The 25025-nt window shown below is 59.1% G+C and carries 23 protein-coding genes and 1 pseudogene; 12 read left to right on the plus strand and 12 right to left on the minus strand.

Annotated elements, in window-relative coordinates:
* Window positions 1-702 (minus strand): annotated as a pseudogene (locus GHO25_RS21585) (short chain dehydrogenase); the annotation flags it as partial.
* 122 nt (window positions 703-824) lie between these two features.
* Between GHO25_RS21585 and GHO25_RS21590 the strand changes: the two are divergent.
* Complete coding sequence (locus GHO25_RS21590) at window positions 825-2102, plus strand: acetyl-CoA C-acetyltransferase (protein ID WP_153392322.1); 1278 nt, start codon at window positions 825-827, stop codon at window positions 2100-2102.
* 103 nt (window positions 2103-2205) lie between these two features.
* Here the strand turns inward: GHO25_RS21590 and GHO25_RS21595 are convergent, their stop codons facing one another.
* Window positions 2206-3234 carry a bile acid:sodium symporter family protein gene (locus GHO25_RS21595; RefSeq protein ID WP_153392323.1) on the minus strand — a complete coding sequence of 343 codons (1029 nt, stop codon included), beginning with the start codon at window positions 3232-3234 and terminating at the stop codon, window positions 2206-2208.
* Between the two features lie 82 nt (window positions 3235-3316).
* Between GHO25_RS21595 and GHO25_RS21600 the strand changes: the two genes are divergently transcribed.
* Together GHO25_RS21600 and GHO25_RS21605 are read left to right on the plus strand one after the other, a co-directional pair.
* Window positions 3317-4108 carry a helix-turn-helix domain-containing protein gene (locus GHO25_RS21600; RefSeq protein ID WP_048366471.1) on the plus strand — a complete coding sequence of 264 codons (792 nt, stop codon included), beginning with the start codon at window positions 3317-3319 and terminating at the stop codon, window positions 4106-4108.
* Window positions 4109-4361: 253 nt separating this feature from the next.
* A complete protein-coding gene (locus GHO25_RS21605) occupies window positions 4362-5255 on the plus strand; it encodes a PA4780 family RIO1-like protein kinase (RefSeq protein WP_048366470.1) in 894 nt (297 codons plus the stop codon).
* A 51-nt stretch (window positions 5256-5306) separates the two neighbouring features.
* Here the strand turns inward: GHO25_RS21605 and GHO25_RS21610 are convergent, their stop codons facing one another.
* On the minus strand, window positions 5307-6170 hold the full coding sequence (locus tag GHO25_RS21610) for an MBL fold metallo-hydrolase (protein ID WP_048366469.1): 864 nt from the start codon (window positions 6168-6170) through the stop codon (window positions 5307-5309).
* Between the two features lie 93 nt (window positions 6171-6263).
* On the opposite strand from GHO25_RS21610, the gene GHO25_RS21615 reads away from it, so the two are divergent.
* The 3 genes from GHO25_RS21615 (at window position 6264) to GHO25_RS21625 (ending at window position 9037) form a co-directional block, all read left to right on the plus strand.
* The gene (locus GHO25_RS21615; RefSeq protein WP_048366468.1) at window positions 6264-6593 is read left to right on the plus strand and encodes a helix-turn-helix transcriptional regulator; all 330 of its coding nucleotides are present in this window, start codon (window positions 6264-6266) and stop codon (window positions 6591-6593) included.
* Between the two features lie 69 nt (window positions 6594-6662).
* On the plus strand, window positions 6663-8228 hold the full coding sequence (locus GHO25_RS21620) for a bifunctional protein tyrosine phosphatase family protein/NAD(P)/FAD-dependent oxidoreductase (protein ID WP_153392324.1): 1566 nt from the start codon (window positions 6663-6665) through the stop codon (window positions 8226-8228).
* Between the two features lie 8 nt (window positions 8229-8236).
* Complete coding sequence (locus GHO25_RS21625) at window positions 8237-9037, plus strand: sulfite exporter TauE/SafE family protein (RefSeq protein ID WP_153392325.1); 801 nt, start codon at window positions 8237-8239, stop codon at window positions 9035-9037.
* A 125-nt stretch (window positions 9038-9162) separates the two neighbouring features.
* On the opposite strand, the gene cueR is transcribed toward GHO25_RS21625, so the two are convergent.
* The 3 genes from cueR to GHO25_RS21640 form a co-directional block, all read right to left on the minus strand.
* Complete coding sequence (cueR, locus tag GHO25_RS21630; RefSeq protein WP_048366466.1) at window positions 9163-9567, minus strand: Cu(I)-responsive transcriptional regulator; 405 nt, start codon at window positions 9565-9567, stop codon at window positions 9163-9165.
* A gap of 13 nt (window positions 9568-9580) precedes the next feature.
* Entirely contained in the window at window positions 9581-11968 is a 2388-nt protein-coding gene (locus tag GHO25_RS21635; protein WP_372240962.1) for a heavy metal translocating P-type ATPase, read from the minus strand.
* A gap of 96 nt (window positions 11969-12064) precedes the next feature.
* Window positions 12065-12445 (minus strand): hypothetical protein, encoded by a 381-nt coding sequence (locus GHO25_RS21640; RefSeq protein ID WP_153330331.1) that lies wholly within the window; start codon window positions 12443-12445, stop codon window positions 12065-12067.
* 146 nt (window positions 12446-12591) lie between these two features.
* Between GHO25_RS21640 and GHO25_RS21645 the strand changes: the two genes are divergently transcribed.
* Window positions 12592-12792 carry a heavy-metal-associated domain-containing protein gene (locus GHO25_RS21645; RefSeq protein ID WP_153392328.1) on the plus strand — a complete coding sequence of 67 codons (201 nt, stop codon included), beginning with the start codon at window positions 12592-12594 and terminating at the stop codon, window positions 12790-12792.
* Window positions 12793-13052: 260 nt separating this feature from the next.
* Complete coding sequence (locus tag GHO25_RS21650) at window positions 13053-14249, plus strand: multidrug effflux MFS transporter (RefSeq protein ID WP_153330333.1); 1197 nt, start codon at window positions 13053-13055, stop codon at window positions 14247-14249.
* A gap of 1 nt (window position 14250) precedes the next feature.
* Here GHO25_RS21650 and GHO25_RS26180 read toward each other — a convergent pair whose 3' ends face one another.
* Both GHO25_RS26180 and GHO25_RS21655 read right to left on the minus strand, forming a co-directional pair.
* Window positions 14251-14421, minus strand: coding sequence for a hypothetical protein (locus GHO25_RS26180; protein ID WP_164488133.1), 171 nt, complete (start codon window positions 14419-14421; stop codon window positions 14251-14253).
* Window positions 14422-14542: 121 nt separating this feature from the next.
* On the minus strand, window positions 14543-15556 hold the full coding sequence (locus tag GHO25_RS21655; RefSeq protein WP_153330334.1) for a zinc-binding alcohol dehydrogenase family protein: 1014 nt from the start codon (window positions 15554-15556) through the stop codon (window positions 14543-14545).
* 118 nt (window positions 15557-15674) lie between these two features.
* Here GHO25_RS21655 and GHO25_RS21660 point away from each other — a divergent pair, with 118 nt between their 5' ends.
* On the plus strand, window positions 15675-16589 hold the full coding sequence (locus tag GHO25_RS21660; protein WP_153392330.1) for a LysR family transcriptional regulator: 915 nt from the start codon (window positions 15675-15677) through the stop codon (window positions 16587-16589).
* A 75-nt stretch (window positions 16590-16664) separates the two neighbouring features.
* On the opposite strand, the gene GHO25_RS21665 is transcribed toward GHO25_RS21660, so the two are convergent.
* A complete protein-coding gene (locus GHO25_RS21665; RefSeq protein ID WP_048366460.1) occupies window positions 16665-17618 on the minus strand; it encodes an adenosine deaminase in 954 nt (317 codons plus the stop codon).
* A gap of 224 nt (window positions 17619-17842) precedes the next feature.
* On the opposite strand from GHO25_RS21665, the gene GHO25_RS21670 reads away from it, so the two are divergent.
* Window positions 17843-18928, plus strand: a complete 1086-nt coding sequence (locus tag GHO25_RS21670) for a calcium:proton antiporter (RefSeq protein ID WP_153392332.1) — start codon at window positions 17843-17845, stop codon at window positions 18926-18928.
* Between the two features lie 36 nt (window positions 18929-18964).
* Here GHO25_RS21670 and GHO25_RS21675 read toward each other — a convergent pair whose 3' ends face one another.
* From GHO25_RS21675 to GHO25_RS21685, 3 genes are all read right to left on the minus strand, one after another.
* On the minus strand, window positions 18965-19648 hold the full coding sequence (locus tag GHO25_RS21675) for an SDR family oxidoreductase (protein ID WP_153392333.1): 684 nt from the start codon (window positions 19646-19648) through the stop codon (window positions 18965-18967).
* A gap of 482 nt (window positions 19649-20130) precedes the next feature.
* Window positions 20131-20733 (minus strand): YigZ family protein, encoded by a 603-nt coding sequence (locus tag GHO25_RS21680; RefSeq protein WP_153392335.1) that lies wholly within the window; start codon window positions 20731-20733, stop codon window positions 20131-20133.
* A gap of 44 nt (window positions 20734-20777) precedes the next feature.
* On the minus strand, window positions 20778-21698 hold the full coding sequence (locus GHO25_RS21685) for a LysR family transcriptional regulator (RefSeq protein WP_048366456.1): 921 nt from the start codon (window positions 21696-21698) through the stop codon (window positions 20778-20780).
* 123 nt (window positions 21699-21821) lie between these two features.
* On the opposite strand from GHO25_RS21685, the gene GHO25_RS21690 reads away from it, so the two are divergent.
* Window positions 21822-23171 carry an aspartate aminotransferase family protein gene (locus GHO25_RS21690; protein WP_048366455.1) on the plus strand — a complete coding sequence of 450 codons (1350 nt, stop codon included), beginning with the start codon at window positions 21822-21824 and terminating at the stop codon, window positions 23169-23171.
* 81 nt (window positions 23172-23252) lie between these two features.
* Window positions 23253-24746 (plus strand): CoA-acylating methylmalonate-semialdehyde dehydrogenase, encoded by a 1494-nt coding sequence (locus tag GHO25_RS21695; protein ID WP_153330336.1) that lies wholly within the window; start codon window positions 23253-23255, stop codon window positions 24744-24746.
* Window positions 24747-25025 lie beyond the last annotated feature (279 nt).

Below are 25025 nucleotides of genomic sequence, written 5' to 3' on the forward strand. Positions count from 1 at the left end.
GGCCAGGGTTTCGGCAATCGACGCACCAATGCCCCGCGCTGCGCCGGTGACCAAGGCTTTACGCCCGGCCAATGGCCGCGTCCAGTCCGGCACCTGCGTGGCGCATGGGCTCAGGCGCAGCACCTGGCCGCTGACAAAGGCACTTTTGGGCGAGAGGAAAAAACGCAGCGCGCCTTCTAGTTGGTCTTCAGCCCCTTCGCCGACATACAGCAGTTGCAAGGTGCCGCCGCTGCGCAGCTCTTTGGCCAATGAGCGGGCAAAGCCTTCAAGGGCGCGTTGGGCGCTGGCGGCAAACGGATCACGCTGGGTTTCGGGGGCGCGGCCGAGGATCACGATGTGCGCACTGGGCGCCAGGCTGCGCAGCAGTGGCTGGAAGAACTCTCGCAATTGTTTGAGCTGGTCGGTGTACAGCAGTTCGCTGGCATCGAATACCACGGCCTTGAGCTTGGGCCCCTGGCCGGGTATCCACGGGTTGGCCGACCACTCGCCGGGGCCGTAGGCAAATACGGCATCGGTGAGTTTTTGCGCAAAAGCCCCGACCGTCGCGGCCAATGCACCGCCCCCCAACAGCAGTGCACCTTCTACCGGGCGCAGGCGGCCCGCTTGCCAGCGTTCCAGTCGTACCGGTGTCGGCAGACCCAATGCACCGACCACGCGGTGGCCGATGGATGAGTTGGCAAAGTCGATATAACGGTCTGACATGGAACACTCTCCGACAGATGGGGTTCAAAGGGTTGACCACAAACACGTCATGGTCGTTCGTTATCAGCGATAGGACCTACGCTTGTAACGATCAATGGCCTTGAAAGAATAGGGAACATCTTATGAGTTTGCGTCGAGTAGCCATTATTGGCGGTAATCGAATTCCATTTGCCCGCGCTAACGGAGCGTACGCGACGGCCAGCAATCAGACGATGTTGACCGCTGCGCTGGAGGGGCTGATTGAGCGCTACAACCTGCACGGGTTGCGCATGGGCGAAGTGGTGGCCGGGGCGGTGCTCAAGGACTCCAGGGACTTCAGCCTGACCCGCGAGTGCGTGCTGGGCTCACGCCTGTCACCACAAACCCCCGCCTATGACCTGCAACAAGCCTGCGGCACCGGCCTGGAAGCGGCGTTGTTGGTGGCCAATAAAATTGCCCTCGGGCAGATTGACTGTGCGATTGCCGGGGGTGTCGACAGCGCCTCGGACGTGCCGATTGGCCTGAATGACGGCCTGCGCAAATGGCTGTTGCAGCTCAATCGCACCAAGGCGCCGCTGGACAAGGTCAAAGCCTTGCTGCAATTGCGCCCAAGCTTTTTGAAACCGGCCTTCCCGCGTAATGGCGAGCCGCGTACCGGCTTGTCCATGGGCCAGCACTGCGAGTTGATGGCGCAAACCTGGCATATCCCCCGGGACGAGCAGGATGCCTTGGCCTTGCACAGCCATCAGGCGTTGTCGGCGGCGTATCACGAGGGCTGGGAAGACGATTTGCTCACCCCGTTTCAGGGGCTGCGCCGCGACAATAACCTGCGCCCCGAGCTGACCCTGGAGAAGCTGGCCGCGCTAAAACCGGTGTTCGAGCGCAGCGCCAAAGGCACCTTGACGGCGGGTAACTCGACGCCGCTGACTGATGGCGCGTCCGTGGTGTTATTGGCGAGTGAGGAGTGGGCCAAGGCGCGGGGGTTGCCGGTGTTGGCTTACCTGCGCGATGGCGAATCGGCGGCGGTGGATTTCGTACACGGAGCCGAAGGGTTACTGATGGCGCCGGTGTATGCGGTCCCACGGCTGCTGGCGCGTAATGGCCTGACTTTGCAGGACTTTGACTACTACGAGATTCATGAGGCGTTTGCCGCCCAGGTGCTGTGCACCTTGAAGGCGTGGGAAGACGCCGAATACTGCCGGACAAGGCTGGGGCTGGAGGCGCCGCTGGGGTCCATTGACCGCAGCAAGCTGAACGTCAAAGGCAGTTCGCTGGCCGTTGGGCATCCGTTTGCCGCGACGGGTGGGCGCATCGTCACCAACTTGTCCAAGTTGCTGGCTACGGCCGGGCAGGGCCGAGGGTTGATCTCGATCTGCGCGGCCGGTGGGCAGGGTGTGACGGCGATTCTTGAGCGGGACTGATGTGTGTGGGAGCGGGCTTGCTCGCGATTGTATCGACGCGGGTTAACTCAAAAACCGCGTTGTCTGCATCGCGAGCAAGCCCGCTCCCACAAAAAGATGAAGCTTAGCTGGCGGCCACGGCCGTGGCGTTTTGTTCGGCCTTTTCTCGCTGATTGCGGCTGGCGTAGCTTTCAGCCATCACCGAGCAGACGATCAGTTGCAGCGGGTGGTAGATCATGATCGGCAGCAAAATCAGGCCAAGGCCGGGGTTGGCGCCGAAGATCAAGGCCGCCATCGGGGCGCCCGCCGCCAGGGATTTTTTGCTGGCGCAGAACACGGCGGCGATTTCATCGGCGGTGCTGAATTTCAAGGCGCGCGCAGTGCGGGTGGTCAGCCACAGGATGATGGCGAGCAAGATCGCGCTGCCAACCAGGGCGCTGAAGATCACCGAGGTGCCTTGCTGTTGCCACATGCCCGAGACCATCGAGTTACAGAACGCCGCGTACACCAGCAGCAAGATCACCACTTTGTCGCAGATATTGGTGTAGCGCTTGTGGCGGGCGAAAAAGCGTCCGAACAGCGGGCGCACCAGTTGCCCAAGCACCAATGGCAGCAACAGCATGGCGCACAGATCGAGCAGGGTTGAGCCCAGGTCGATACCGCCCGAGCCGCTGCCGACCACAAAGCTCACCAGCAAGGGCGTGAGAAATATCCCCAGTACGCTCGACAGACTGGCGTTGAGAATCGCTGCAGGCACGTTGCCCCCCGCGCTGCCGGTGAGGGCCACGGACGAGGAAATGGTCGAAGGCAGGGCGCAAAGGTAGAAGAACCCCAGCATCAGCAGCGGCGGAATGTGCGCGCCCAACAACTTGTTGGCGACCACCCAGATCAGCGGGAAGACGATAAAGGTGAAGCCCTGAACCATGAAGTGCAGGCGGATATTTTTCAGGCCGTGGCGGATTTGCTCGCTGGACAGGTTGACCCCGTGCAGGAAGAACACCAGGAACACGCCGATGTTGATCACCACTTCCGCGTGCATGCCGCCGCCAGTGCTGCCGAACGTCGGGAAGACGTAGGCGAGTAAAGTCGCCAGTAACATGCCGCACAGAAACCAGTCTGTGAACAGGCGTTTGAGGTGTTTGAACACAGGCATCGTGGGCACCAGAGCATTGTAAGAATTGATGACTTAGCCTAACGTCGGGTTTATCTGACGTCTTGCGACATAAGGCCAACCAATGCCGCCAAACGGACAACGTGGTGCCGAACGCGCCATTCCTGCACTCACAACCTTGCCTCGGCCGCTGTACGCGCGCGCCGAGAGTTTGGGCGCGGGCTCGTGGACGCCACGCCATCGACATGATTGGGTGCAGTTTTCGTATGCCATCAGTGGCGTGTTGGGTGTGCACACCGACGAAGGCAGTTTTTATGCGCCGCCGCAGTGGGGCATCTGGATCCCGGCCGGGCTGGAGCATGAGGTGGTGACCTCAATGCGCGCCGAGATGCGCAGCGTGTACGTGCGCCGTGAGGATTGCCTGTGGGCACCCGAACATTGCCGGGTATTGGAGGTGACACCGCTGGCGCGCGAGCTGATCAAACGTTTTTGCGCCTTGCCGGTGGAGTATCCACAAGGCGGCAGCCCTGAAGAACGTTTGGTGCAGGTGTTGCTCGATCAGTTGGCGGGCCTGAACCAGGTCGGTTTTTCGCTGCCATTGCCGCGTCATGCGCGGTTGTTGGCGCTGTGCAATGAGCTGATTGAAAACCCTGAGGCTGAAGTGACGCTCAGCGTGTGGGCCGAGCGCTTGGGCACGTCGGAAAAAACCCTGATGCGATTGTTTGACCGGGAAACCGGCATGAGTTTTCGCAGTTGGCGCCAGCGTATGCGCTTGCTGTCGTCTTTGCGGGTGCTGGAGGAGGGCGGCAGCGTGACTCTGGCGGCGTTGTCATGTGGCTATGAATCCACGTCGGCCTTTATTGCCGCCTTTAAAAAAATGTTTGGCTTCACGCCCGGCGAGTTATTCCGACAGTGATCGGGCTATTTTCGGAAACGCCCTGCATACATTTTGCTCGGCTCTAGTAGGGTGCGCGCTGAATCAACGGGATTAGTCGATGCCCGATGGTTGGCGCTCGTCTATTATCCAGAGCGGCTAACGTCGGGATTTTTGGCACATGGCGTGCCTACAAGCGACTCTTGCACGGTCCCCCTCTCCCCGTAGTGAGTGGATTGCCGTATAACGAGTGACATTCGCGTGTTTGGTAACAAAGGACCCACAATAAAAGCTGATGAAGACTCCAAAACGCTTAGAACCCCTGATCGAGGACGGTCTGATCGACGAGGTGCTGCGCCCACTCATGAGTGGCAAAGAAGCAGCTGTTTATGTGGTCCGCTGCGGCAAAGAGCTGCGATGCGCCAAGGTTTACAAGGAGGCTAACAAACGAAGTTTCCGGCAGGCCGCTGAATATCAGGAGGGTCGCAAGGTTCGCAACAGCCGTCAGGCCCGAGCGATGGCCAAGGGCTCGAAGTACGGTCGTAAAGAAACCGAAGACGCCTGGCAGAACGCCGAAGTAGCCGCGCTGTTCCGGCTGGCGGGCGCCGGTGTACGAGTGCCCAAGCCGTTCGACTTCCTCGAAGGCGTGCTGCTGATGGAACTGGTGGCCGATGAATACGGCGACGCGGCACCGCGCTTGAACGATGTGGTGCTGGAGCCGGATCAGGCGCGCGAATACCACGCGTACCTGATTTCCCAGATCGTGCTGATGCTCTGCACGGGGCTGGTTCACGGCGACTTGTCTGAGTTCAACGTGTTACTGACGCCAACCGGCCCGGTGATTATCGACTTGCCACAGGCGGTGGATGCAGCGGGCAACAACCACGCGTTCAACATGCTGGAGCGTGACGTGGGCAACATGGCTTTGTACTTCGGACGCTTTGCGCCGGAGTTGAAGAAAACCCGCTACGCCAAGGAAATGTGGGCGCTTTACGAAGCGGGCACCCTGCAGCCGACCAGCGTGTTGACTGGCGAGTTTGATGAGCCGGAAGAGCTGGCGGATGTCGGCGGTGTGATCCGCGAGATCGAAGCGGCCCGTCTGGACGAAGAACGTCGTCAAGCGGTGCGAGCCGCAGATGATGCGCCACCGAGTAAGGCCGAAGAGCCGCCTCCGCCGTGGATGCAGTGATTCGATGAATAAAAAATCCGGCCTTGGCCGGATTTTTTATGCCCGCCATTTTTAAAACCGGTTGAGCGGGATTTTCAGGCTGCGCAGGCCGCTTTCATCGGCGGGCGGCAGGTTGCCGGCGCGGATGTTGACCTGGATGGCCGGGATCAACAGGGCCGGTACGCCCAAGGTGGCGTCGCGGGTGGTGCGCATGTCGACAAAGTCGGCCAGTGGCACGCTGTCGTTCACGTGGATATTGCGCGCCCGCTGCTCGCCCACCGTGGTCGACCACGAGGCTTCGCGCCCGGCGGGCGGGTAGTCGTGGCACATCAACAGTCGGGTATCGGCCGGCAAACTCAGCAGGCGCTTGATGGAGTGATACAACTGCTGCGCATCGCCCCCCGGAAAGTCGCAACGCGCGGTGCCGACATCCGGCATGAAAAGGGTGTCACCGACAAAGATGCTGTGGTCTTCGAGCTGGTAGGCCATGTCGGCTGGCGTGTGCCCCGGCACATGGAGCGCGCGCACGTGCAGGCGGCCAATGTGGAATACCTCGTCCGGCTCGAATAAATGGTCGAATTGCGAGCCGTCGAGTCTGAACTCAGGCTCCAGGTTGTAGATATCGCGAAACACGCCCTGGACTTGGGTAATCGCCGAGCCAATGCCGATGTGCCCGCCGAGCTTTTGCTTGAGGTAGGCGCTGGCAGACAAATGGTCTGCGTGGGCGTGGGTCTCCAGCAACCACTGCACCTTTAGGCCGTGGGCTTCTACAAACCTGATGATGCTGTCGGCGCTGTCGGTACTGATGCGCCCGGCGGCAGCGTTGTAGTCGAGCACCGGGTCAATGATGGCGCACTCGCTACCGTCTGCTTCGTACACCACGTAGCTCACGGTTGAGGTATTGGGGTCGTAGAAACCTTGAATGTCGGCGTGCATGAAGGGCCTCACGTGAATCAAAAGATATTTCAATATATTGAAACATATATTATCGAGACGTAGACTGTCGACCATTACGTCACGGAGCTCTCCATGTCTGCCCAACTCACCAGTGAAGAGATCGGCCTTCTGCGCGATTCTGCGTCCAAAGCCTGCACCCTTCTCAAAGCCCTTGCCAATGAAGACCGGCTGCTGTTGCTGTGCCAGCTGACGCAAGGCGAACGCAATGTCGGTGAGCTTGAAGACCTGACCGGGATCCGCCAGCCCACTCTGTCGCAACAGCTCGGCGTGTTGCGCGATGAAGGCATGGTCAACACCCGGCGCATGGGGAAATATATTTACTACTCCCTCGCCAGTTTCGAAGTGGTGTCTGTGATGCAAACGTTGTCGGGTCTGTATTGCGGTCAAGCGCTGAAGAAGTGATGCGGGCCGTTGCCCACGACGTTCACCGCCCCCTTATTCCATTCATTTTTGTTGTGCCTGGAGTGCCCAATGGAGCAAAACATCAAGCGAATCGACGCCACGTTCTCGGTGTCTGGCCAGCTCGCGCCGTCTGACCTCCAAGCCTTGCCCGCACTGGGTTTTCGCAGTGTGGTGTGCAACCGTCCCGATCATGAAGGCGGCCCCGAGCAACCCGAGCACGGCGTTATGCAGCAGGCCGCCGAGGCGTTGGGGCTGAGTTTTGCTTATTTGCCGGTGCAGACCACCGGCGCAACCGCGGAACAGGCGCAACAACTGCGTGAGTTGCTGGCTGAGTTGCCCAAGCCGGTGTTGGCGTTTTGCCGCACGGGCAATCGGTCTTCAAAACTCTATGAGGCCGCGACCCAAGGCGCGCGTGAAGTGCGCCAGTTTGATGTCGTGGTGGTGGGCGGCGGCTCGGCCGGGCTGTCGGTGACGGCAAGCTTGTTGAAGCGCGATGCGTCTTTGCGCATTGCCGTGATCGAGCCCAATACCGAGCACTACTATCAGCCCGCGTGGACTCTGGTGGGCGGCGGTGCCTACGACGTGCGAGACACGGTGCGGCCCACCGGCGAGGTGATGCCCAAAGGGGCGCAGTGGGTGAAGGCGTCGCTGTGTGCGTTTGCGCCGCAGCGCAAGGTGGTGCTGCTCAGTGACGGCACTGAGCTGGGTTATCAGCAGTTGATTGTGTGCCCTGGCTTGCAACTGGCCTGGGAGAAGATCGAAGGCCTGGAAGAAACCCTCGGCAAACATGGCGTAACGTCCAATTACCGGCATGATCTGGCGCCCTACACCTGGGAACTGGTGCGCTCGCTGCGCGGTGGCAAGGCGCTGTTCACGCAACCGGGGATGCCGATCAAGTGTGCCGGTGCGCCGCAAAAAGCGATGTATCTGTCGTGTGATTACTGGCGCAAGCAGGGTGTGCTGGCGTCGGTTTCGGTGGAGTTCAACCTGGCGGGTGCGGCGTTGTTTGGCGTCCCGACCTTTGTCCCGCCGTTGATGAAATACGTGGAAGCCTACAAGGCGCAATTGGCGTTCCAGTCCAATCTGGTCAAAGTTGACGGCCCGAACAAGACCGCCTGGTTTGATGTGACCGCTGCCGATGGACAGGTCTCGCGGGTCGAGAAGCGCTTCGACATGCTGCATGTCGTGCCGCCGCAACAAGCCCCGGACGTGATCCGTCGCAGCGAACTGGCCGACAAGGCGGGCTGGTTTGAAACCGACCCGGCCACCTTGCAGCATCCGCGCTACCCCGAGATTTTTGCAGCGGGCGATGTGTGCGGCACCAGTAATGCCAAAACGGCAGCGGCAGCGCGCAAGCAAGTCGTGGTGGTGGCAGACAACCTGATTGCCCTGCGCCAGGGCCGTGCATTGCCCAAGCGTTATGACGGTTATGGCTCGTGCCCGCTGACGGTCGAAAAAGGCAAAGTGATTCTGGCCGAGTTCGGTTATGGCGGAAAACTCCTGCCGACCTTTCCGATGGATCCTACCGTGCCAAGACAGTCTGCCTGGTTCCTGAAGGCAACATTACTGCCTTGGTTCTACTGGCAAGGGATGCTCAAAGGGCGTGAATGGTTTACTGACTGCAAGCCGGACTGAGTTCAACCATGCTGATTATGATCTTGGGCGCGCTGGTGGGCTTGCTGTTGGGGCTGACCGGCGCGGGCGGCGGTATTTTGGCCATCCCGGCGTTGACCCTGGGCTTGGGCTGGACGCTGGTTGAGGCCACGCCTGTTGCGTTATTGGCGGTGGGTGTGGCGGCGTCGGTGGGTGCTATAGACGGGTTGCGCAAAGGCTTGGTGCGCTACAAGGCGGCCGCGCTAATGGCCGGTGCCGGCTGGCTGGCGTCGCCATTGGGGCTGCACTTGGCCAAGCTACTGCCCGGAGCGGTACTGATGGCCTTGTTTGGTGGCGTGATGGTGTTTGTCTCGGCGCGCATGTTTTTGAAAGCCCGGGCGGGCTGCCCGTCTGATGAAGACATGGAACATAAAAACTGCCAGCTCAACCCGTCTACCGGGCACTTGAAGTGGGACCTGCGCTGCGCCACCACGTTGGTGTCGATCGGCGCCTCGGCGGGGTTGTTGACCGGGTTGCTGGGGGTGGGCGGTGGTTTTTTGATCGTCCCGGCGTTTCGCAAATTCAGTGACGTGCCGATGCACGGGATTGTCGCCACGTCGCTGATGGTGGTGGCGCTGGTGTCTTTGGGCACCTTGGGGCATCTGGTGTATCAGGGCTTTAGCCTGTCGGAACAGGGCGTGCTGTTTATTAGCGCGACGCTGGCGGGGATGATCATCGGCCGCGTGCTGGCGCCGAAGGTTTCGGGCCAGCGGATGCAGCAGGGCTTTGCGGTGCTGTGTGCGGTGGTCAGCGTGTTGATGATCGGCAAAGTGTTGATGATGGTGCTGTGAGCCTTAGCTGTAGTCGCTGACGAGGAACGAAGGCTGCGATCGGCGGCGAAGCCGTCGTAAAAATGCGAGCGCTGCGCACTCGATCGCAGCCTTCGTGCCTCGGCAGCGACTACAGGGTTACAGGGTTATGGGGTGCAGCACGCCCCCGACTCCAGGTCTTTGAGGATCGGGCAGTCGGGGCGGTGGTCGCCCTGGCAGCTTTCGACCAGCACTTGCAGGGTGTCACGCAGGCTGCTCAGTTCAACAATCTTTTGATTCAACGCCTCGATGTGTTGGCGCGCCAGGGCTTTTACGTCGCCGCTGGCGCGCTGGCGGTCTTGCCATAAGGTCAGCAGTTTGCCGACCTCTTCCAGTGAAAACCCCAGGTCCCGCGAACGCTTGATAAACGCCAATGTGTGCAGGTCGTCGTCGCTGTACAGGCGATAGCCGCTGTCGCTGCGGTGGGCGGGTTTGAGCAAGCCAATGGACTCGTAGTAACGAATCATTTTGGCGCTCAGGCCGCTGTGCTTGGCGGCCTGGCCGATATTCATGACAGTTGCCTCCTCACTCTAGATCGTCGGGTTTCCAGAACTTCAGTAACAGCGCGTTGCTGACCACGCTGACGCTGGAGAATGCCATGGCCGCGCCCGCCAGTACCGGGTTGAGGAAGCCAAAGGCGGCCAGCGGAATGCCGATCACGTTGTAGACAAACGCCCAGAACAGGTTCTGGCGGATTTTTGCATAGGTTTTACGGCTGATGTCCAGGGCGGCGGGCACCAGTCGCGGGTCGCCGCGCATCAGGGTAATGCCCGCAGCCTGCATGGCCACGTCGGTGCCGCCGCCCATGGCGATACCAATATCGGCTGCGGCCAGTGCCGGGGCGTCGTTGATGCCGTCGCCGACCATCGCCACCACGCCGGTTTTTTTCAGTTCAGCCACCGTGGCTGCCTTGTCGGCGGGCAAGACTTCGGCGTGCACGTCGGTAATGCCCAACGCTTGGGCGACCACACGGGCGCTGCCGCGGTTGTCGCCGGTCAGCAAGTGGCTGCTAATGTGGCGGGCGGTAAGTTGCTGGATCGCGGACTGCGCGCCGGTTTTAAGGGTGTCACCAAAGGCAAACAGGCCGAGCACGCGGGGCTCGGGACTTTGTTCGATGAGCCACGACAGGGTGCGGCCTTCGTTCTCCCAGGCGGTTGCGGAGTTTGCTAGCGAACCTGGGGTGAGGCCGGTTTCGTCGAGCAGGCGGCGATTGCCCAAGGCCAGACGACGGCCTTCGAGTGTGCCGGCGATGCCACGCCCGGTCAGGGACTGGCTGTCTGCTACATCCGGCACGTTTAACTGCCGTGCGGCGCAGGCGTCGAGTACGGCCTTGGCCAAGGGGTGTTCGCTGCCGCGTTGCAGGGCGCCTGCGGCTTGCAACAAGTGGGTTTCGTCACCGTCCAGCGCAGCCAGGTGGGCGATTTGCGGGGTGCCGGAGGTGAGGGTGCCGGTTTTGTCGAAGACCACGGCGCTCACTTCGTGTGCACGCTCCAGCGCTTCGGCGTCTTTGATCAAGATCCCGAAGCGGGCGGCCACACCGGTCCCGGCCATGATCGCCGTGGGTGTCGCCAACCCCAGCGCACACGGGCAGGCGATAACCAGCACAGCCACGGCGTTGATCAGGGCCGTTTCAATGGGGGCGCCGTAGAGCCACCAGCCGAGCAGAGTGGCGAGGGCAATCAAGAGCACCACGGGGACGAACACCTGGCTGACTTTATCTACCAACTTCTGGATCGGCGCTTTACCGGCCTGCGCGTCTTCGACCAGGCGAATGATGCGTGCGAGGACGGTTTCGGTGCCCAGGGCCAAGGTTTTGATCACCAGACGGCCCTCGCCATTGATCGCGCCGCCGGTGACTTTATCCCCAGGCTGTTTCGGCACGGGCAGGCTTTCGCCGCTGATTAGGGCTTCGTCGGCGTGGCTTTGGCCTTCGACCACTTCGCCATCCACCGGAAAACGCTCGCCGGGTTTGACCAGCACCAGGTCATTGAGGCGCAGGTCGCTGATGGCGACGTCTTGTTCCTGGCCATCAACCACGCGCAAGGCGCGCTCCGGGCGCAGGGCTTCAAGGGCACGAATGGCGCTGGCGGTCTGGCGTTTGGCGCGGCTTTCGAGGTATTTGCCCAGCAGTACCAGCGCGATGACCACGGCCGAGGCTTCGAAGTACAGATGCGGTGTGGTGCCGGGCGCGGCGATGGCCCATTCGTAGAGGCTCAGGCCGTAGCCCGCGCTGGTGCCGAGGGCGACCAGCAGGTCCATGTTGCCTGCGCCTGCTTTGACGGCCTTCCAGGCGGCACGATAAAAGCGTGCGCCCAACACAAATTGCACCGGGGTGGCGAGTACGAACTGTGCCCACGCGGGCAGCATCCAGTGAATCCCCAATGGCATCAGCAGCATCGGCAGAACCAGCGGTAACGCCAGGACAATTGCCAGCACCAACGCCCAGCGTTCGCGCTGCAAGCGCTTTTGCTGATCGTCCTGCACGGCGTGCGGGTTGTTTGCCTGGTGCAGACTGGCTGAATAGCCGGCCTGGTTAACCGCGTCGATCAGTTGGGCCGGGTCGACGTGGCCAAGCAGCTCGACGTGGGCCCGCTCGTTGGCCAGGTTGACGCTGACACGCTCGACGCCTGGGACTTTGCTGAGGGCTTTTTCCACGCGCCCTGAGCAGGACGCGCAGGTCATGCCGCCCACGTCCAGCTCCAGGCTGTGAGCTGGAACGCTGTAACCAGCTTGCTGCACGGCGTCGACCAGTGCCGCCAGGCTGTCGGCCGGGGCCTGAATACGCGCCTGCTCAGTGGCCAGGTTGACGCTGACGCTTTCAACCCCCGGCACCTTGGCCAAGGCTTTTTCCACGCGGCCGGCGCAACTGGCACAGGTCATACCGTCAATCGGCAGATCGAATTGGGTGGGCACGAGCAGTCCTCCTTAAGAAGTTATCTGTCCATAGAATCGACCTTGACCCCGTGGCAAGGTCAAGGCCACTGCTGTGGGTTATTTCGTGGCGTGTGGTCAGTATTCCAATTTGGCGGGTTTGAGGTACATGCCGTCCTTGCCCAGCGCGATCCGGTATTTGCGTACATCACCGGCTTTAAGCGTGAACTGCTGCGCGGGCGGCACCAGCATGCCGGGCAAGCAACCCGGCGCCTGACCGGGCAGCAGCTTGAGGCGAATGCCGACATTGCCGGCGGGCAAATTGAAAGACAGCGCCTGCTCTTGAAACAATCGCCCGGCCAATTGATCGTCGATGTACACCCCGACTTCGCAGTTGGTGGGGACTTCGAGGCGTTCGCGAGAAATGATCAAAACGCCGTAGTCTTGATCGGCATTGGCCCACAGCGGCAAGGCGGCCAGGGTTAAAAAACTGACTAGGCTCAAAGCGGACCCGCGCATGGCTCGGTACCTTGTTTTTAAATCAGAAGGCATTCAGCTTGGCCGAGCCAAGGTCAGATTGCCAGTGTGCTCATGCAACAAGGGGCTTGACCTTGCCACGATGGCAAGGTGGAAGCTGTGGCTATCTCAATCAAAGGAGGCATGTCATGCAAACGTTTACAGTGGATGGAATGACCTGTGGTGGCTGTGTTCGCGGTGTGACCAACGCGATTCAGCGCCTTGATCCGCAGTCTAAAGTCGACGTGGACCTGAAGACCAAAACGGTGAAGGTCGAGAGCTCGTTGGCAGCAAAAGACATCGTCGGCGCGATTGAAGGTGCCGGTTTTGACGTGCTAGCCACGGCTTGACGCAGAAAAGCCTCGCGATCTTTTAAACAATCAAAAGATCGCGAGGCAAGCTCGCTCCTACAGTTGTATCGCGTACGCCCGTAGCAGTTGACGAGCCTTGCGAGGCTACGTCCGGGCGCGCAGCGGCCGTAAAAAGAGCCAGGATCAAAAGATCGCTCCTACAGGTGATTTATTAGATAGCTCGCTAACTTAATGTTCATCGTCTGCAACCACAGCTAGACTGTCGTACCGCGCTAACCGCAGTACGATTTGGACAACTGATGAACGTTAGAACTCTCCTGATTCTCGGCGCGCTCAGCGCTTTTGGGCCCTTGGCGATCGATTTCTACTTGCCTGGGTTCCCGGCGATGGCGCTAGCCTTTGCCACCGATGAAACGCACATCCAGTTGACCCTTGCGGTGTATTTCCTGGGTTTGTCCATCGGCCAACTGGCGTACGGCCCGCTGGCTGACCGCTTCGGTCGTCGTGTGCCGCTGCTGGTGGGTGTTGGCCTGTTTACCCTGGGTTCTTTGGCCTGCGCGGTTGCGCCCACGCTCGAGTGGCTGATTGGTGCACGGTTTGTCCAGGCGCTGGGCGGGTGTGCCGGGATGGTGCTGTCACGTGCGATTGTCAGTGACAAGTGCGATGCGGTGGGCTCGGCCAAGGTGTTCTCGCAGCTCATGCTGGTGATGGGCCTGGCGCCGATTTTGGCGCCGATGCTCGGCGGCCTGCTGGTTAATGTGTACGGCTGGCAGTCGATCTTTATCGCGCTGACCGGCTTCAGTGCACTGGCCGCCCTGGCAGTGGCATTGGGATTGCCGGAAAGCTTGCCGGCCAACGTGCCGCGCCAACCGTTGTCGGGGGCGCTGCGCCAATACGGCCGTTTGCTCAAGGATCGCGAGTTCTTGGGGCATGCCCTGACGGGGGGGATCGCAATGGCCGGGATGTTTGCCTACATTGCGGGTTCACCTTTCGTCTTTATCAAGCTGTATGGCGTGCCTGCGGAACACTACGGCTGGTTGTTCGGCAGTAACGCGGCGGGCTTTATTTTGGTGGCGCAAGTGAACGCCCGGTTGCTGGCCAAGCGCCAACCGGCCTTTTTGCTGGCGCGTACGGTGTGGGTTTATCTGGCGGCAGGTGTGGCATTGCTGGGCATTAGCGCCCTGCATACCGAGCAACTGTGGCCGTTGTTGATTCCGCTGTTTATCTGCATCGCCAGTCTGGGCTGCATCATCCCCAATGCCTCGGCGTGTGCCATGAATGGGCAGGGCGCACGGGCGGGCAGTGCTTCGGCGATGCTGGGCTTTTTGCAGTTCAGTGTGGCCGCCGGTGCGGCGTCACTCGTGGGTGTTTTGCATGATGGCACGGCAATGCCAATGGCGATGGTGATCACCTTGTGCGGGGTGTTGGCCGTGACGATCGGCATGGCGACCCGCCGTGTGTATCAGGCGCGGATCGCCGCCGAGGACACAGTCTGAATCACACTGCCATGGGTTCGGGCAATTTGTGCGGGGCCTGCAAGCGCGATTTCAACGTATCCACAAAGGCTTTGGCCTCAGCCTTTGTGCGAAAGTTAACGGCTTGCTGGTCGATTTGAACCTGCCATTGGCAGTCAGGAGATTTTGCTAACGCCTTTATCAGGATTTTCATTGCTGGCCTCCTTTGGTTGGCAAAGGCGGCCAGTGTATGCCTGAAAGCGCCGCAGAATATGACAGGCATCAAGTCTCTGACTGACGGTTAAAAATTGACCGTTTTAGTCCCCTCGCTGTGATCAGAACCCTTCAAGCACGATTTTGCCTTTGGCCTTGCCGCTTTCCAGCAGCGCGTGTGCGCGGCGCAGGTTGGCGGCGTTGATGGTGCCAAAGTGTTCGCCTACGGTGGTGCGCAAAGTGCCCGCGTCGATTAGTTCAGCTACCCGATTGAGCAGGGTGTGTTGCGCAATCATGTCCGGGGTTTCGAACAGTGAGCGGGTGTACATGAATTCCCAGTGCAGCGACAGGCTCTTGCGTTTGAGCTTGGTGATGTCGAAGGTTTTCGGATCGTCGATCAAAGCGAACTTGCCTTGTGGGGCAAGGGCTTCGACCAGTTGGTCGAGGTGCTGATCGGTTTGCGTCAGGCTGGCGACGTGGGTTACCGCGTCGATGCCCTGAGCTTTGAGTGCTTCGCTCAATGGCTGGGTGTGGTCGATGACCACATCGGCGCCCAGTTCGCGAACCCAGGCTTGGGTCTCGGGGCGTGATGCAGTACCGATCACCTTGAGGGCGGTCAACTGGCTGGCCAGTTGGGTCAGGATCGAGCCGACCCCGCCTGCTGCGCCGACAATCAACAGGCTTTGCTGCTCATCGGTTTTGCCTTCTTTAATAGCCAGGCGTTCGAACAACAATTCCCAGGCGGTAATGGCGGTCAGCGGCAGTGCAGCGGCTTCAGCAAAACCCAGGCTTTTTGGCATGTGCCCGACGATTCGCTCATCGACCACGTGCAGCTCGCTGTTGCCGCCCGCCCGGGCGATAGACCCGGCGTAGAATACGTTGTCACCGACCTTGAACAGGCTGACGTCACTGCCGACCGCCTTGATCACCCCGGCCACGTCCCAACCCAGCACTTTGGCGGCACCGCCCTCCGGCTGTGCGTTTTGGCGGACCTTGGTGTCCACCGGGTTGACCGAGATGGCTTTGACTTCAACCAACACGTCACGCGGGCCGGCCACTGGCTCGGGCAGTTCGATGTCTTGCAGGGCGTTAGGGTCCTGGATCGGCAACGACTGGTAATAGGCGATAGCTTTCATGGGGCATGTCCTGACAGTGAGTACGAAAAGTGAATCGATGATTAACCATTTCACTGAGCGATAAAACCGGCTAAAACAGCAGTCTCTTTCAATATTTTTTTGATAATGGTGGCGATGAATGCTGCGCTTCGATGACCTGCAACTGTTTGTGCGTGCTGCTGACTTGGGCAGTTTGTCGGCAGCAGCGCGGGTGATGGATTTGTCGCCAGCAGTGGCCAGTGCAGCCCTCAAGCGGATCGAAGCGCAGTTAGGGGTTCGATTGTTGGCGCGCTCCACACGCAGCCTGCGCCTGACAGCCGAGGGGCAAGGCTTTCTCGACTATGCGCGAACGGCCTTGAGCAGCCTGGATGAAGGGCGCCGCCTTTTAGCCCGCGGGCAAGATCAGGTGAGCGGGGTGTTGCAGCTATCAGCGCCCTCAGACTTTGGACGTAACCTGTTGTTGCCCTGGCTGGACGCGTTTCAGCGTGAACACCCGCAGTTGACCGTACGTCTATTGCTGGGCGACCGGATTGCCGATCTGTTCCGCCAGCCTGTGGATATCGCCCTGCGTTACGGTGAGCCGGAAGACTCCAGCCTGGTGGCGCTGCCGGTTGCCACCGACAACCGCCGCGTACTGTGCGCATCACCCGACTATTTGGCGCGCCGAGGCGAGCCGCGTCAGCTTGAACATTTGCTGCAACATAACTGCCTGCTGTACATGCTCGGGACGCGCGTGCATGACCATTGGCAATTTAACGACGGTAAGCGCGAGCTGGGGCTGACGGTGAGCGGTGACCGTTTTAGTGATGATGCTGATGTGGTGCGTTTGTGGGCGATTGCCGGGGCGGGGATTGCGTACAAGTCGTGGCTGGACGTGGCGCAGGATGTGACGGCGGGCAGGCTCAAGGTGTTATTGCCGGAATTGACCTGCGAGCGTGCGCCATTGAATTTGCTGTGCGGGCATCGCGCCCAGTTGAGCAAACCGGTGAAGTTGCTGCGCGACATGCTGATTGAGCGGTGTGCGGAGTTGGCGGGGCAGCGTAGTGCCTTGTAGGAGCGAGCTTGTCTCGCGATCTTTTTAAAGGATCAAAAGATCGCGAGGCGAGCTCGCTCCTACAAGGCCGGGTTTTTACGGTTTGATCAGGCGTGCGTCGAGGCTATTTTGCGCCAGGCGTTTGGCTTGGTCCTGGGTCATGCCCAGGTCGGTGTACAGCGCGTGGAAGTTCTCGGTCACGTAACCGCCGAAATAGGCCGGGTCGTCGGAGTTGACGGTGACTTTTACGCCGCGCTCGAGCATGTCGAGAATGTTGTGTTGCGACATGTGATCGAACACGCACAGTTTGGTGTTGGACAGCGGGCACACGGTCAGCGGGATTTGCTCGTCGATGATGCGTTGCATCAAGCGTTCGTCTTCAATCGCGCGTACGCCGTGGTCGATACGCTGGATTTTCAGCAGGTCGAGGGCTTCCCAGATGTACTCCGGCGGGCCTTCTTCGCCGGCGTGGGCCACGGTCAGAAAACCTTCGTGGCGGGCACGGTCAAACACGCGCTGGAACTTGCTCGGTGGGTGGCCCATTTCTGAGCTGTCCAGGCCTACGGCGACAAATGCATCGCGAAATGGCAGTGCCTGGTCGAGGGTTTTTTGCGCTTCTTCTTCGCTCAGGTGGCGCAGGAAGCTCAGGATCAAGCCGCTGGTGATACCCAGTTGCTGTTCGCCGTCTTTGAGTGCAGCGGCGATGCCATTCAGTACCACTTCAAACGGTACGCCACGGTCGGTGTGGGTTTGCGGGTCGAAGAAGGGTTCGGTGTGAATGACGTTCTGAGCCTTGCAGCGCAACAGGTAAGCCCAGGTCAGGTCGTAGAAATCCTGAGAGGTGCGCAGTACGTCCGCGCCTTTGTAGTAGAGGTCGAGAAACTCTTGCAGGTTGTTGAAGGCATAGGCCTTGCGCAAGGTTTCAACATCGTTCCAGGGGAGGGCGACTTTGTTGCGCTCGGCCAGCGAGAACAGCAACTCGGGCTCTAGAGAACCTTCAAGGTGCAGGTGCAGTTCTGCTTTTGGCAGGGCGTTCAGCCAGTCATACATATTCGTTTTTCTCATCAGATCAGGTGCAGATGGCGGCATTCTACAGGCGTCGGACGACACAGCTTGTAAAAATGCCCCCGCCATTTGTCGCACCAACTGCGTTTGAGCGGCCAGTCCGACCCTTCTAATGGCATGCCTGTGAACTAAGGTGTAACGAAACGTTAGTGAGTTTTGGCAGTCTGTCACCTCACAACGTGTATTCGACTCTCGGCAAAAGGCCTGCGATGCTGACTTTATTGAAAGATGAAAAACTCCTCCTCCTGGCGGTGGTGATGGTCGGTGTGGCCTTCCCGCTGGAACATTGGTTATTGGGCAGTGGCCAGGCCACGGCGCTGATCGGGGGCTTGGTCCTGATTGCGGCGATTGTCTGCGCTTCGATGCGGGTGGCGCATCATGCAGAGGTCCTGGCTGAAAAGGTCGGCGACCCTTATGGGACGATGATTCTTACGCTGTCTGCGGTGCTGGTAGAAGTGGTCATCCTGGCCATCATGATGAGTAACGAACCGTCACCGACCTTGGTGCGTGACACGATTTATTCGGCGGTGATGCTCGATATCAACGGCATCCTCGGTTTGGCCGCGCTGATGGGCGGGATCAAACATGGCGAGCAGTCCTACAACGACGATTCGGCCCGCACGTACAGCGTGATGATTCTGACCGCCATGGGTGTGTCGATGGTGGTGCCGGAATTTATCCCTGAGGCCGACTGGAAAATTTACTCCGCCTTCACCATTGGCGCGATGGTGCTGCTGTATGCGGTGTTTTTGCGCATGCAGGTGGGGCCGCACAGTTACTTTTTCAGTTACAGCTACCCGGAAAAAAAAGGCCGCAAGCGCGAGCCAGAAGGGACGCCGACCAACGTAAAGCTGTCGATCGCCATTCTTGGCTTGGGCGTGATTGTGATCGGTGCGCTGGCAGAGGTGATGTCCAAGGCGCTGGACCTTGGCCTTGAGGGGACGGGCGCGCCGCCGGTGATGACGGCAATTGTGGTTGCGGCCATCTCGGCGGCACCGGAAATTCTGACGGCGCTACGGGCCGCGTTGGCCAACCGCATGCAATCGGTGGTGAATGTGGCCTTGGGCGCTTCGTTGTCCACGGTGATTTTGACTGTGCCTGCCATGGAGGCGATGGCGCTATATACCGGCCAGCCCTTTCAGATGGCGATGACCCCGGTGCAGACGGTGATGGTGGTGATCACGCTGGTGGTGTGTGCGATCAATTTGAATGACGGTGAGACCAATGCCATTGAGGGCATGACGCATTTCGTGTTGTTTGCCACGTTCATCATGTTGTCGCTGCTGGGGCTTTAAGCGATGGGCAGCCTGCAACGGCTGCCCTTCACTCGGTTACCAGGGAATGGTCTGACCCTTGTAGTCGATATAGTGATGACCGCCTTTACCGGCATACGCATAGAGCTGTTCGACGATGCCGCGGATGCTGGTGTCGACGTCAATGTCGCCGGTACCGCGAGTCAGGTCGGTTTTGACGACGCCCGGGTGGATGGAAAGTACGGTTGGTCGCGGCTCCGGGAGTTGCGTCACAAAGGTGTTGGTCAATGAATTGAGCGCGGCCTTGCTGGCTTTATAGAGTGCAAGCTGCGGGGCGTTGGGATTGGTGATGCTGCCCAGCCTTGAGCTCATAAATGCCAGAACGCCATTGTCCTTTTTGATACTGCCGACGAAGGCTTGGGCCACATTAACGGGCGCAACGCTGTTGGTCAGGAACAACTGGCCAATGTCGGCGATGCTGGCGGCCCCGGAGGTTTGATCGTCCGGGCCTTTGATGCCGGCGTTAATAAAAACCAGGTCAAACACGTCTGCGCTCAAGCGCTGGTGCAGGGCGTTGATGGCTTGCAGGTTGTCGATGTCGAGTTGCTCGATCTGCACGTTATCCAGTTTTTTTAATGCCTCTGCGCGCTGAGGGTCCCGAACGGTTGCGGTTACGTGCCAGCCGTCATGTGACAGGGCCGTCACCAGTCCCAGACCCAGCCCACGTGAGGCGCCTACGATTAGTGCTTTTTTTGCTGCCATGAATTCGCCCTCTTTAGCGTTAAGGAAGTCACCGTTAGCTGTTTGTACGCCTTCCCTGTGCGAGTGCCCAGCGCTTGTGTGTGCGCTCTCATCAAATGGTGAGTAGGAACAATAGGCAGGCAGAGGTCGGGTGATGGTCTTGAATGACTGTAATTGATTAAAAAACGCACAAGATTAAGTAAGCGTTATGGGGGCTGAATCGCCGGGGACTTTGCACGGGTTATCCACAGGTTGTTCCACAGTATCTGTGCGCAACTTGAATGCACCGGTATAAGCACTGCATCCCTTTGTTCTAACCGCGATATGCAGCGCTAAAGTATTGTTTTATCTGTGTTTTTCGTAAAGCGTTGCTGATTTGGATAAAAAACGTACAAATGGCTGAAAGGCCCGTAATAAAAGGGCTGTAGCCGAGTGTACTCAGGTTATCCACAGTTGGGTGCACAGTGATTGTGGGCAAGTGGTGAGCCGCAGGTTATTCACGCTTACGCGTCGCTGTGTGGGGTGTCCCGGTGCAACAGGATTCTGCCGCGACTGATGCCGGCCAACTGTTGCTGCAGAGCAGCAATGTGCTCTTCGCCCAGCTCCAGCTGTAAATCAACCCCGTTAGCGGTAAAGGTTTCTTGGGTGAGCAGGCCATCCAGTTCGGCCAGACGCAATTTAACCAAGGCCAGTTCACTGAAATGGCAGGTGCACTGCAGGGGGGCGCGGCTGATGAGCGGGAGTTTCTCTGCCCCTTGCAGGCATTTGTTGGCGCCACCGCCATAGGCGCGCGCGAGCCCGCCGGTGCCCAGTTGGATGCCGCCGTACCAGCGGATAACCAGCACCACGACTTGATCGCAGTCTTGCGCCTCAATCGCCGACAGGATCGGCCGCCCTGCGGTGCCGCCGGGTTCGCCATCATCGCTGCTGCGGTATTGGGCGCCGAGCTTCCAGGCCCAGCAGTTGTGGGTGGCGTTGAGGTCGCTGTGTTGTTCGATGAAGTCTTGGGCTTGCTGGGCGCTGGTAATCGGCGCGGCCAGTGTGATGAAGCGGCTTTTGCGGATTTCTTCGCGGTATTCGCAAAGGCCGGTGAGGGTCGATGGCATGTGGTTTCCGAACATTGGCTGGAGGCTTGAAGCCGCCGTTTACGTTAGCGCGTCGCTTCCAGGCTCTCAAGGAAACTTTCCAGCACCAGGTGTGGGCGCCTGCCTTTGCGGGTGACCGAGGCGAGGCTTAAGTCATAAAAACGTGTTTTGGCTTTCAAGGCGCGCAGGCGACCTTGTTGTACCCAGAAGCTGGCGTAGTGATCGGGCAGGTAGCCGATGTAGCGCCCGGTCAAAATCAAGAACGCCATGCCTTCTCGGTCGGATGCGCTGGCGGTGCAGTTGAGTGCCTGGTAGTGCGCCTGGATGTCGGCTGGCAGGCGAAAGGTCGGGGCAATGGCGTCCTGGTCATTGAGGCGCTGGTCTTCCAGTTGCCGGTCATCGACATAAAACAGCGGGTGGCCGACGGCGCAGTAAAGCAGTGAGCGCTCGCTGTACAGCGGCTGATATTCAAGCCCGGAGAGTGCGCTGGCCTGGGGAACGACGCCTACATGAAGGCGGCCGTCGAGAACGCCTTGTTCCACTTCGTTGGGGGCGATCATACGAATGTGGATTTGCACGTCAGGTCCGCGTTCCTTGAGTTGTGCCAGCGCATGGGTGATACGCATGTGGGGCAGGGTGACCAGGTTGTCGGTGAGGCCAATGGTCAACTCACCGCGCAGGTGCTGGTGCAGGCCGTTGACCTCGGTACGAAAACTTTCCAGTGCACCTAATAACTGCAGCACTGACTGATACACCTCGCGGCCTTCTTCTGTCAGGGAGAACCCGGCGCGACCCCGTTGGCACAGACGTAAACCGAGGCGTTGTTCGAGGTCGCTCATCTGTTGGCTGATGGCCGAGCGGCCAATCCCGAGCACGGTTTCTGCGGCTGAGAAACCACCGCATTCGACAACGCTGCGAAAGATCCGGAGCAATCGAATATCAAAGTCGCTGACTTGTGCCAGTGCATCGGGACGACGGGTGCTCATAGTTTAGTCCGGGCCTAACTAAAGGTTAGAAGAGTTGGATTTCATCGACTTTATAGCCGTGGCAATTTAGCTGCAACAACGCTTTCAATCCCACGCCGCTTTCTGCTTTGCGAGGTTTTGCCGATGAACATGCCCGAAAATGCCGAAATCTCAGTGACTAGCCAGCTCAAGCTGGATGCTCATTGGATGCCTTACACCGCTAACCGTAACTTCCATCGCGACCCGCGTTTTATTGTCGGCGCAAAGGGTAGTTATCTGACGGACGATAAAGGTCGGCAAATCTACGATTCGCTGTCAGGTCTGTGGACCTGTGGTGCAGGGCATACCCGCACAGAAATCCAGGAAGCAGTGGCCAAGCAACTGGGCACCCTCGATTATTCGCCTGCGTTCCAGTACGGGCACCCGCTGTCATTCCAGCTGGCAGAGAAAATCACCTCGCTGACCCCCGGTAATCTGAACCACGTGTTTTTCACTGACTCGGGTTCTGAGTGTGCGGATACCGCGGTGAAGATGGTGCGTGCTTACTGGCGTTTGAAAGGCCAGTCGACCAAAACCAAGATGATTGGCCGTGCCCGTGGTTATCACGGGGTGAACATTGCCGGCACGAGCCTGGGCGGTGTGAACGGTAACCGTAAGCTGTTTGGCCAGGCGATGAGTGATGTTGATCACTTGCCGCACACGCTGTTGGCGAGCAACGCGTTCTCACGCGGCATGCCGGAGCAGGGTGGTATTGCGCTGGCTGATGAGCTGCTCAAGCTGATCGAGTTGCATGACGCGTCGAATATCGCGGCGGTGTTTGTGGAGCCTATGGCAGGTTCGGCCGGTGTGCTGGTGCCGCCTCAGGGTTATCTGAAACGTCTGCGTGAAATCTGCGATCAACACAACATCCTGTTGGTGTTCGATGAGGTGATCACCGGGTTTGGTCGTACAGGCTCGATGTTTGGTGCTGACAGCTTCGGCGTAACTCCGGACTTGATGTGTATTGCCAAGCAAGTGACCAATGGCGCGATCCCAATGGGCGCGGTGATTGCCACCACTGAGATTTATCAGACGTTCATGAATCAGCCGACGCCTGAATACGCGGTTGAATTTCCGCACGGCTATACCTATTCGGCTCACCCTGTGGCCTGTGCTGCGGGCCTGGCTGCGCTGGATCTGCTGCAAAAGGAAAACCTGGTGCAGAGCGTTGCTGAAGTCGCGCCGCACTTTGAGAATGCGATCCATGGTTTGAAGGGCGTGAAAAACGTCATCGACATTCGTAACTATGGCTTGGCGGGTGCCATTCAAATTGCCCCGCGTGATGGTGATGCGATTGTTCGTCCGTTTGATGCGGCGATGAAATTGTGGAAGGCGGGTTTCTACGTACGCTTTGGTGGCGACACGCTGCAGTTCGGCCCAACCTTTAATAGCAAGCCGCAAGACCTGGATCGTTTGTTCGATGCGGTCGGTGAAGCGCTGAACCAGATTGACTGATCCTTCTATCTATAGAAGCGGTTTTGGGAATAGAGGCAGGCGCGCAGCGTTCGCGCCTGTGGACAACTTTTTGGAGCACCCATGAGCACCATTCAACATTTCATCAATGGCGAATTTCTGAGCGACTCTGGTCGTACCGCTGATGTGTTTAACCCGTCGACCGGTAAAGTGATTCATCAAGTGCCGCTGGCCAGTCGTGAAACCATTCAAAAAGCCATCGACTCAGCCAAGGCTGCTTTCCCGGCCTGGCGCAATACGCCACCGGCCAAGCGTGCTCAGGTGATGTTCCGCTTCAAGCAGTTGCTGGAGCAGAACGAAGCGCGCATCTCCCAGTTGATCAGCGAAGAACACGGCAAGACCCTGGAAGACGCTGCGGGTGAACTGAAGCGCGGGATTGAGAACGTTGAGTTTGCGTGCGCTGCGCCAGAAATCCTGAAGGGTGAATACAGCCGCAACGTAGGACCGAACATTGATGCATGGTCGGATTTCCAACCGCTGGGTGTGGTTGCAGGCATTACGCCTTTCAACTTCCCGGCCATGGTTCCGCTGTGGATGTACCCGCTGGCGATAGTGTGCGGTAACTGTTTCATCCTCAAACCGTCGGAACGCGATCCAAGCTCGACCTTGTTTATTGCACAGTTGCTGCATGAAGCCGGTCTGCCCAAGGGCGTGCTGAGCGTGGTGCATGGTGACAAAGGCGCTGTGGATGCGTTGATTGAAGCGCCAGAAGTTAAAGCGCTGAGTTTTGTGGGTTCAACGCCGATTGCTGAATACATTTATGCCGAAGGCACCAAGCGCGGCAAACGTGTGCAGGCGCTGGGCGGGGCGAAGAACCACGCGGTGCTGATGCCGGATGCGGATCTGGATAACGCTGTGAGTGCGCTGATGGGGGCGGCTTACGGTTCTTGCGGCGAGCGTTGCATGGCCATTTCGGTTGCGGTGTGTGTTGGCGATCAGGTTGCTGATGCGTTGGTGGCCAAGCTGGTACCGCAAATCAAGGCGCTGAAAATCGGTGCAGGCACTTCGTGCGGTCTGGACATGGGGCCTTTGGTCTCGGGGCAGGCGCGTGACAAGGTCAGCGGCTATGTCGAGGATGGTGTTGCTGCCGGTGCTGAGCTGGTCGTCGATGGTCGCGGCTTGAGCGTGAAGGATCACGAAGATGGCTTCTTCCTGGGCGGCTGCCTGTTTGATCGTGTGACGCCGCAGATGCGCATCTATAAAGAAGAGATCTTTGGTCCGGTGCTGTGCATCGTGCGGGTTAATAGCCTGGAAGAAGCGATGCAACTGATCAACGATCACGAATACGGTAACGGTACCTGCATCTTCACCCGTGATGGTGAGGCGGCTCGCCTGTTCTGCGACGAGATCGAAGTGGGGATGGTCGGGGTTAACGTTCCGTTACCAGTGCCTGTGGCGTACCACAGTTTTGGTGGTTGGAAGCGTTCCCTGTTCGGTGACCTGCATGCCTATGGTCCGGACGGTGTGCGGTTTTATACGCGCCGCAAGGCGATCACTCAGCGTTGGCCGCAACGTGCCAGCCATGAAGCGTCGCAGTTTGCATTCCCGAGTCTGTAATTTGAGTTGCAGCTGTATATAGAAGAAGAGAGGCCAGCCGTTAGGCTGGCCTCTGCTTTTATGGCTTTTGGCGCGTTGTGACAGAATTATGAATTTAGGGCTTGACTCAGATTATTAGCGGCCTATAATTCGCACCACTTCCGGCGCAGTCGAAACGGAAAACTCCTTGAATATCAACGAGTTGGATGATTTTGACGGTGCTAGCTTCAATTCATCGAAGCAGGAAATGAGGTGTTGACAGCAGCGTGTAACGCTGTAGAATTCGCCTCCCGCTAACGA

The sequence above is a fragment of the Pseudomonas sp. FSL R10-1350 genome (assembly GCF_009600525.1).
In the GTDB taxonomy this organism is placed as follows: domain Bacteria; phylum Pseudomonadota; class Gammaproteobacteria; order Pseudomonadales; family Pseudomonadaceae; genus Aquipseudomonas; species Aquipseudomonas helleri.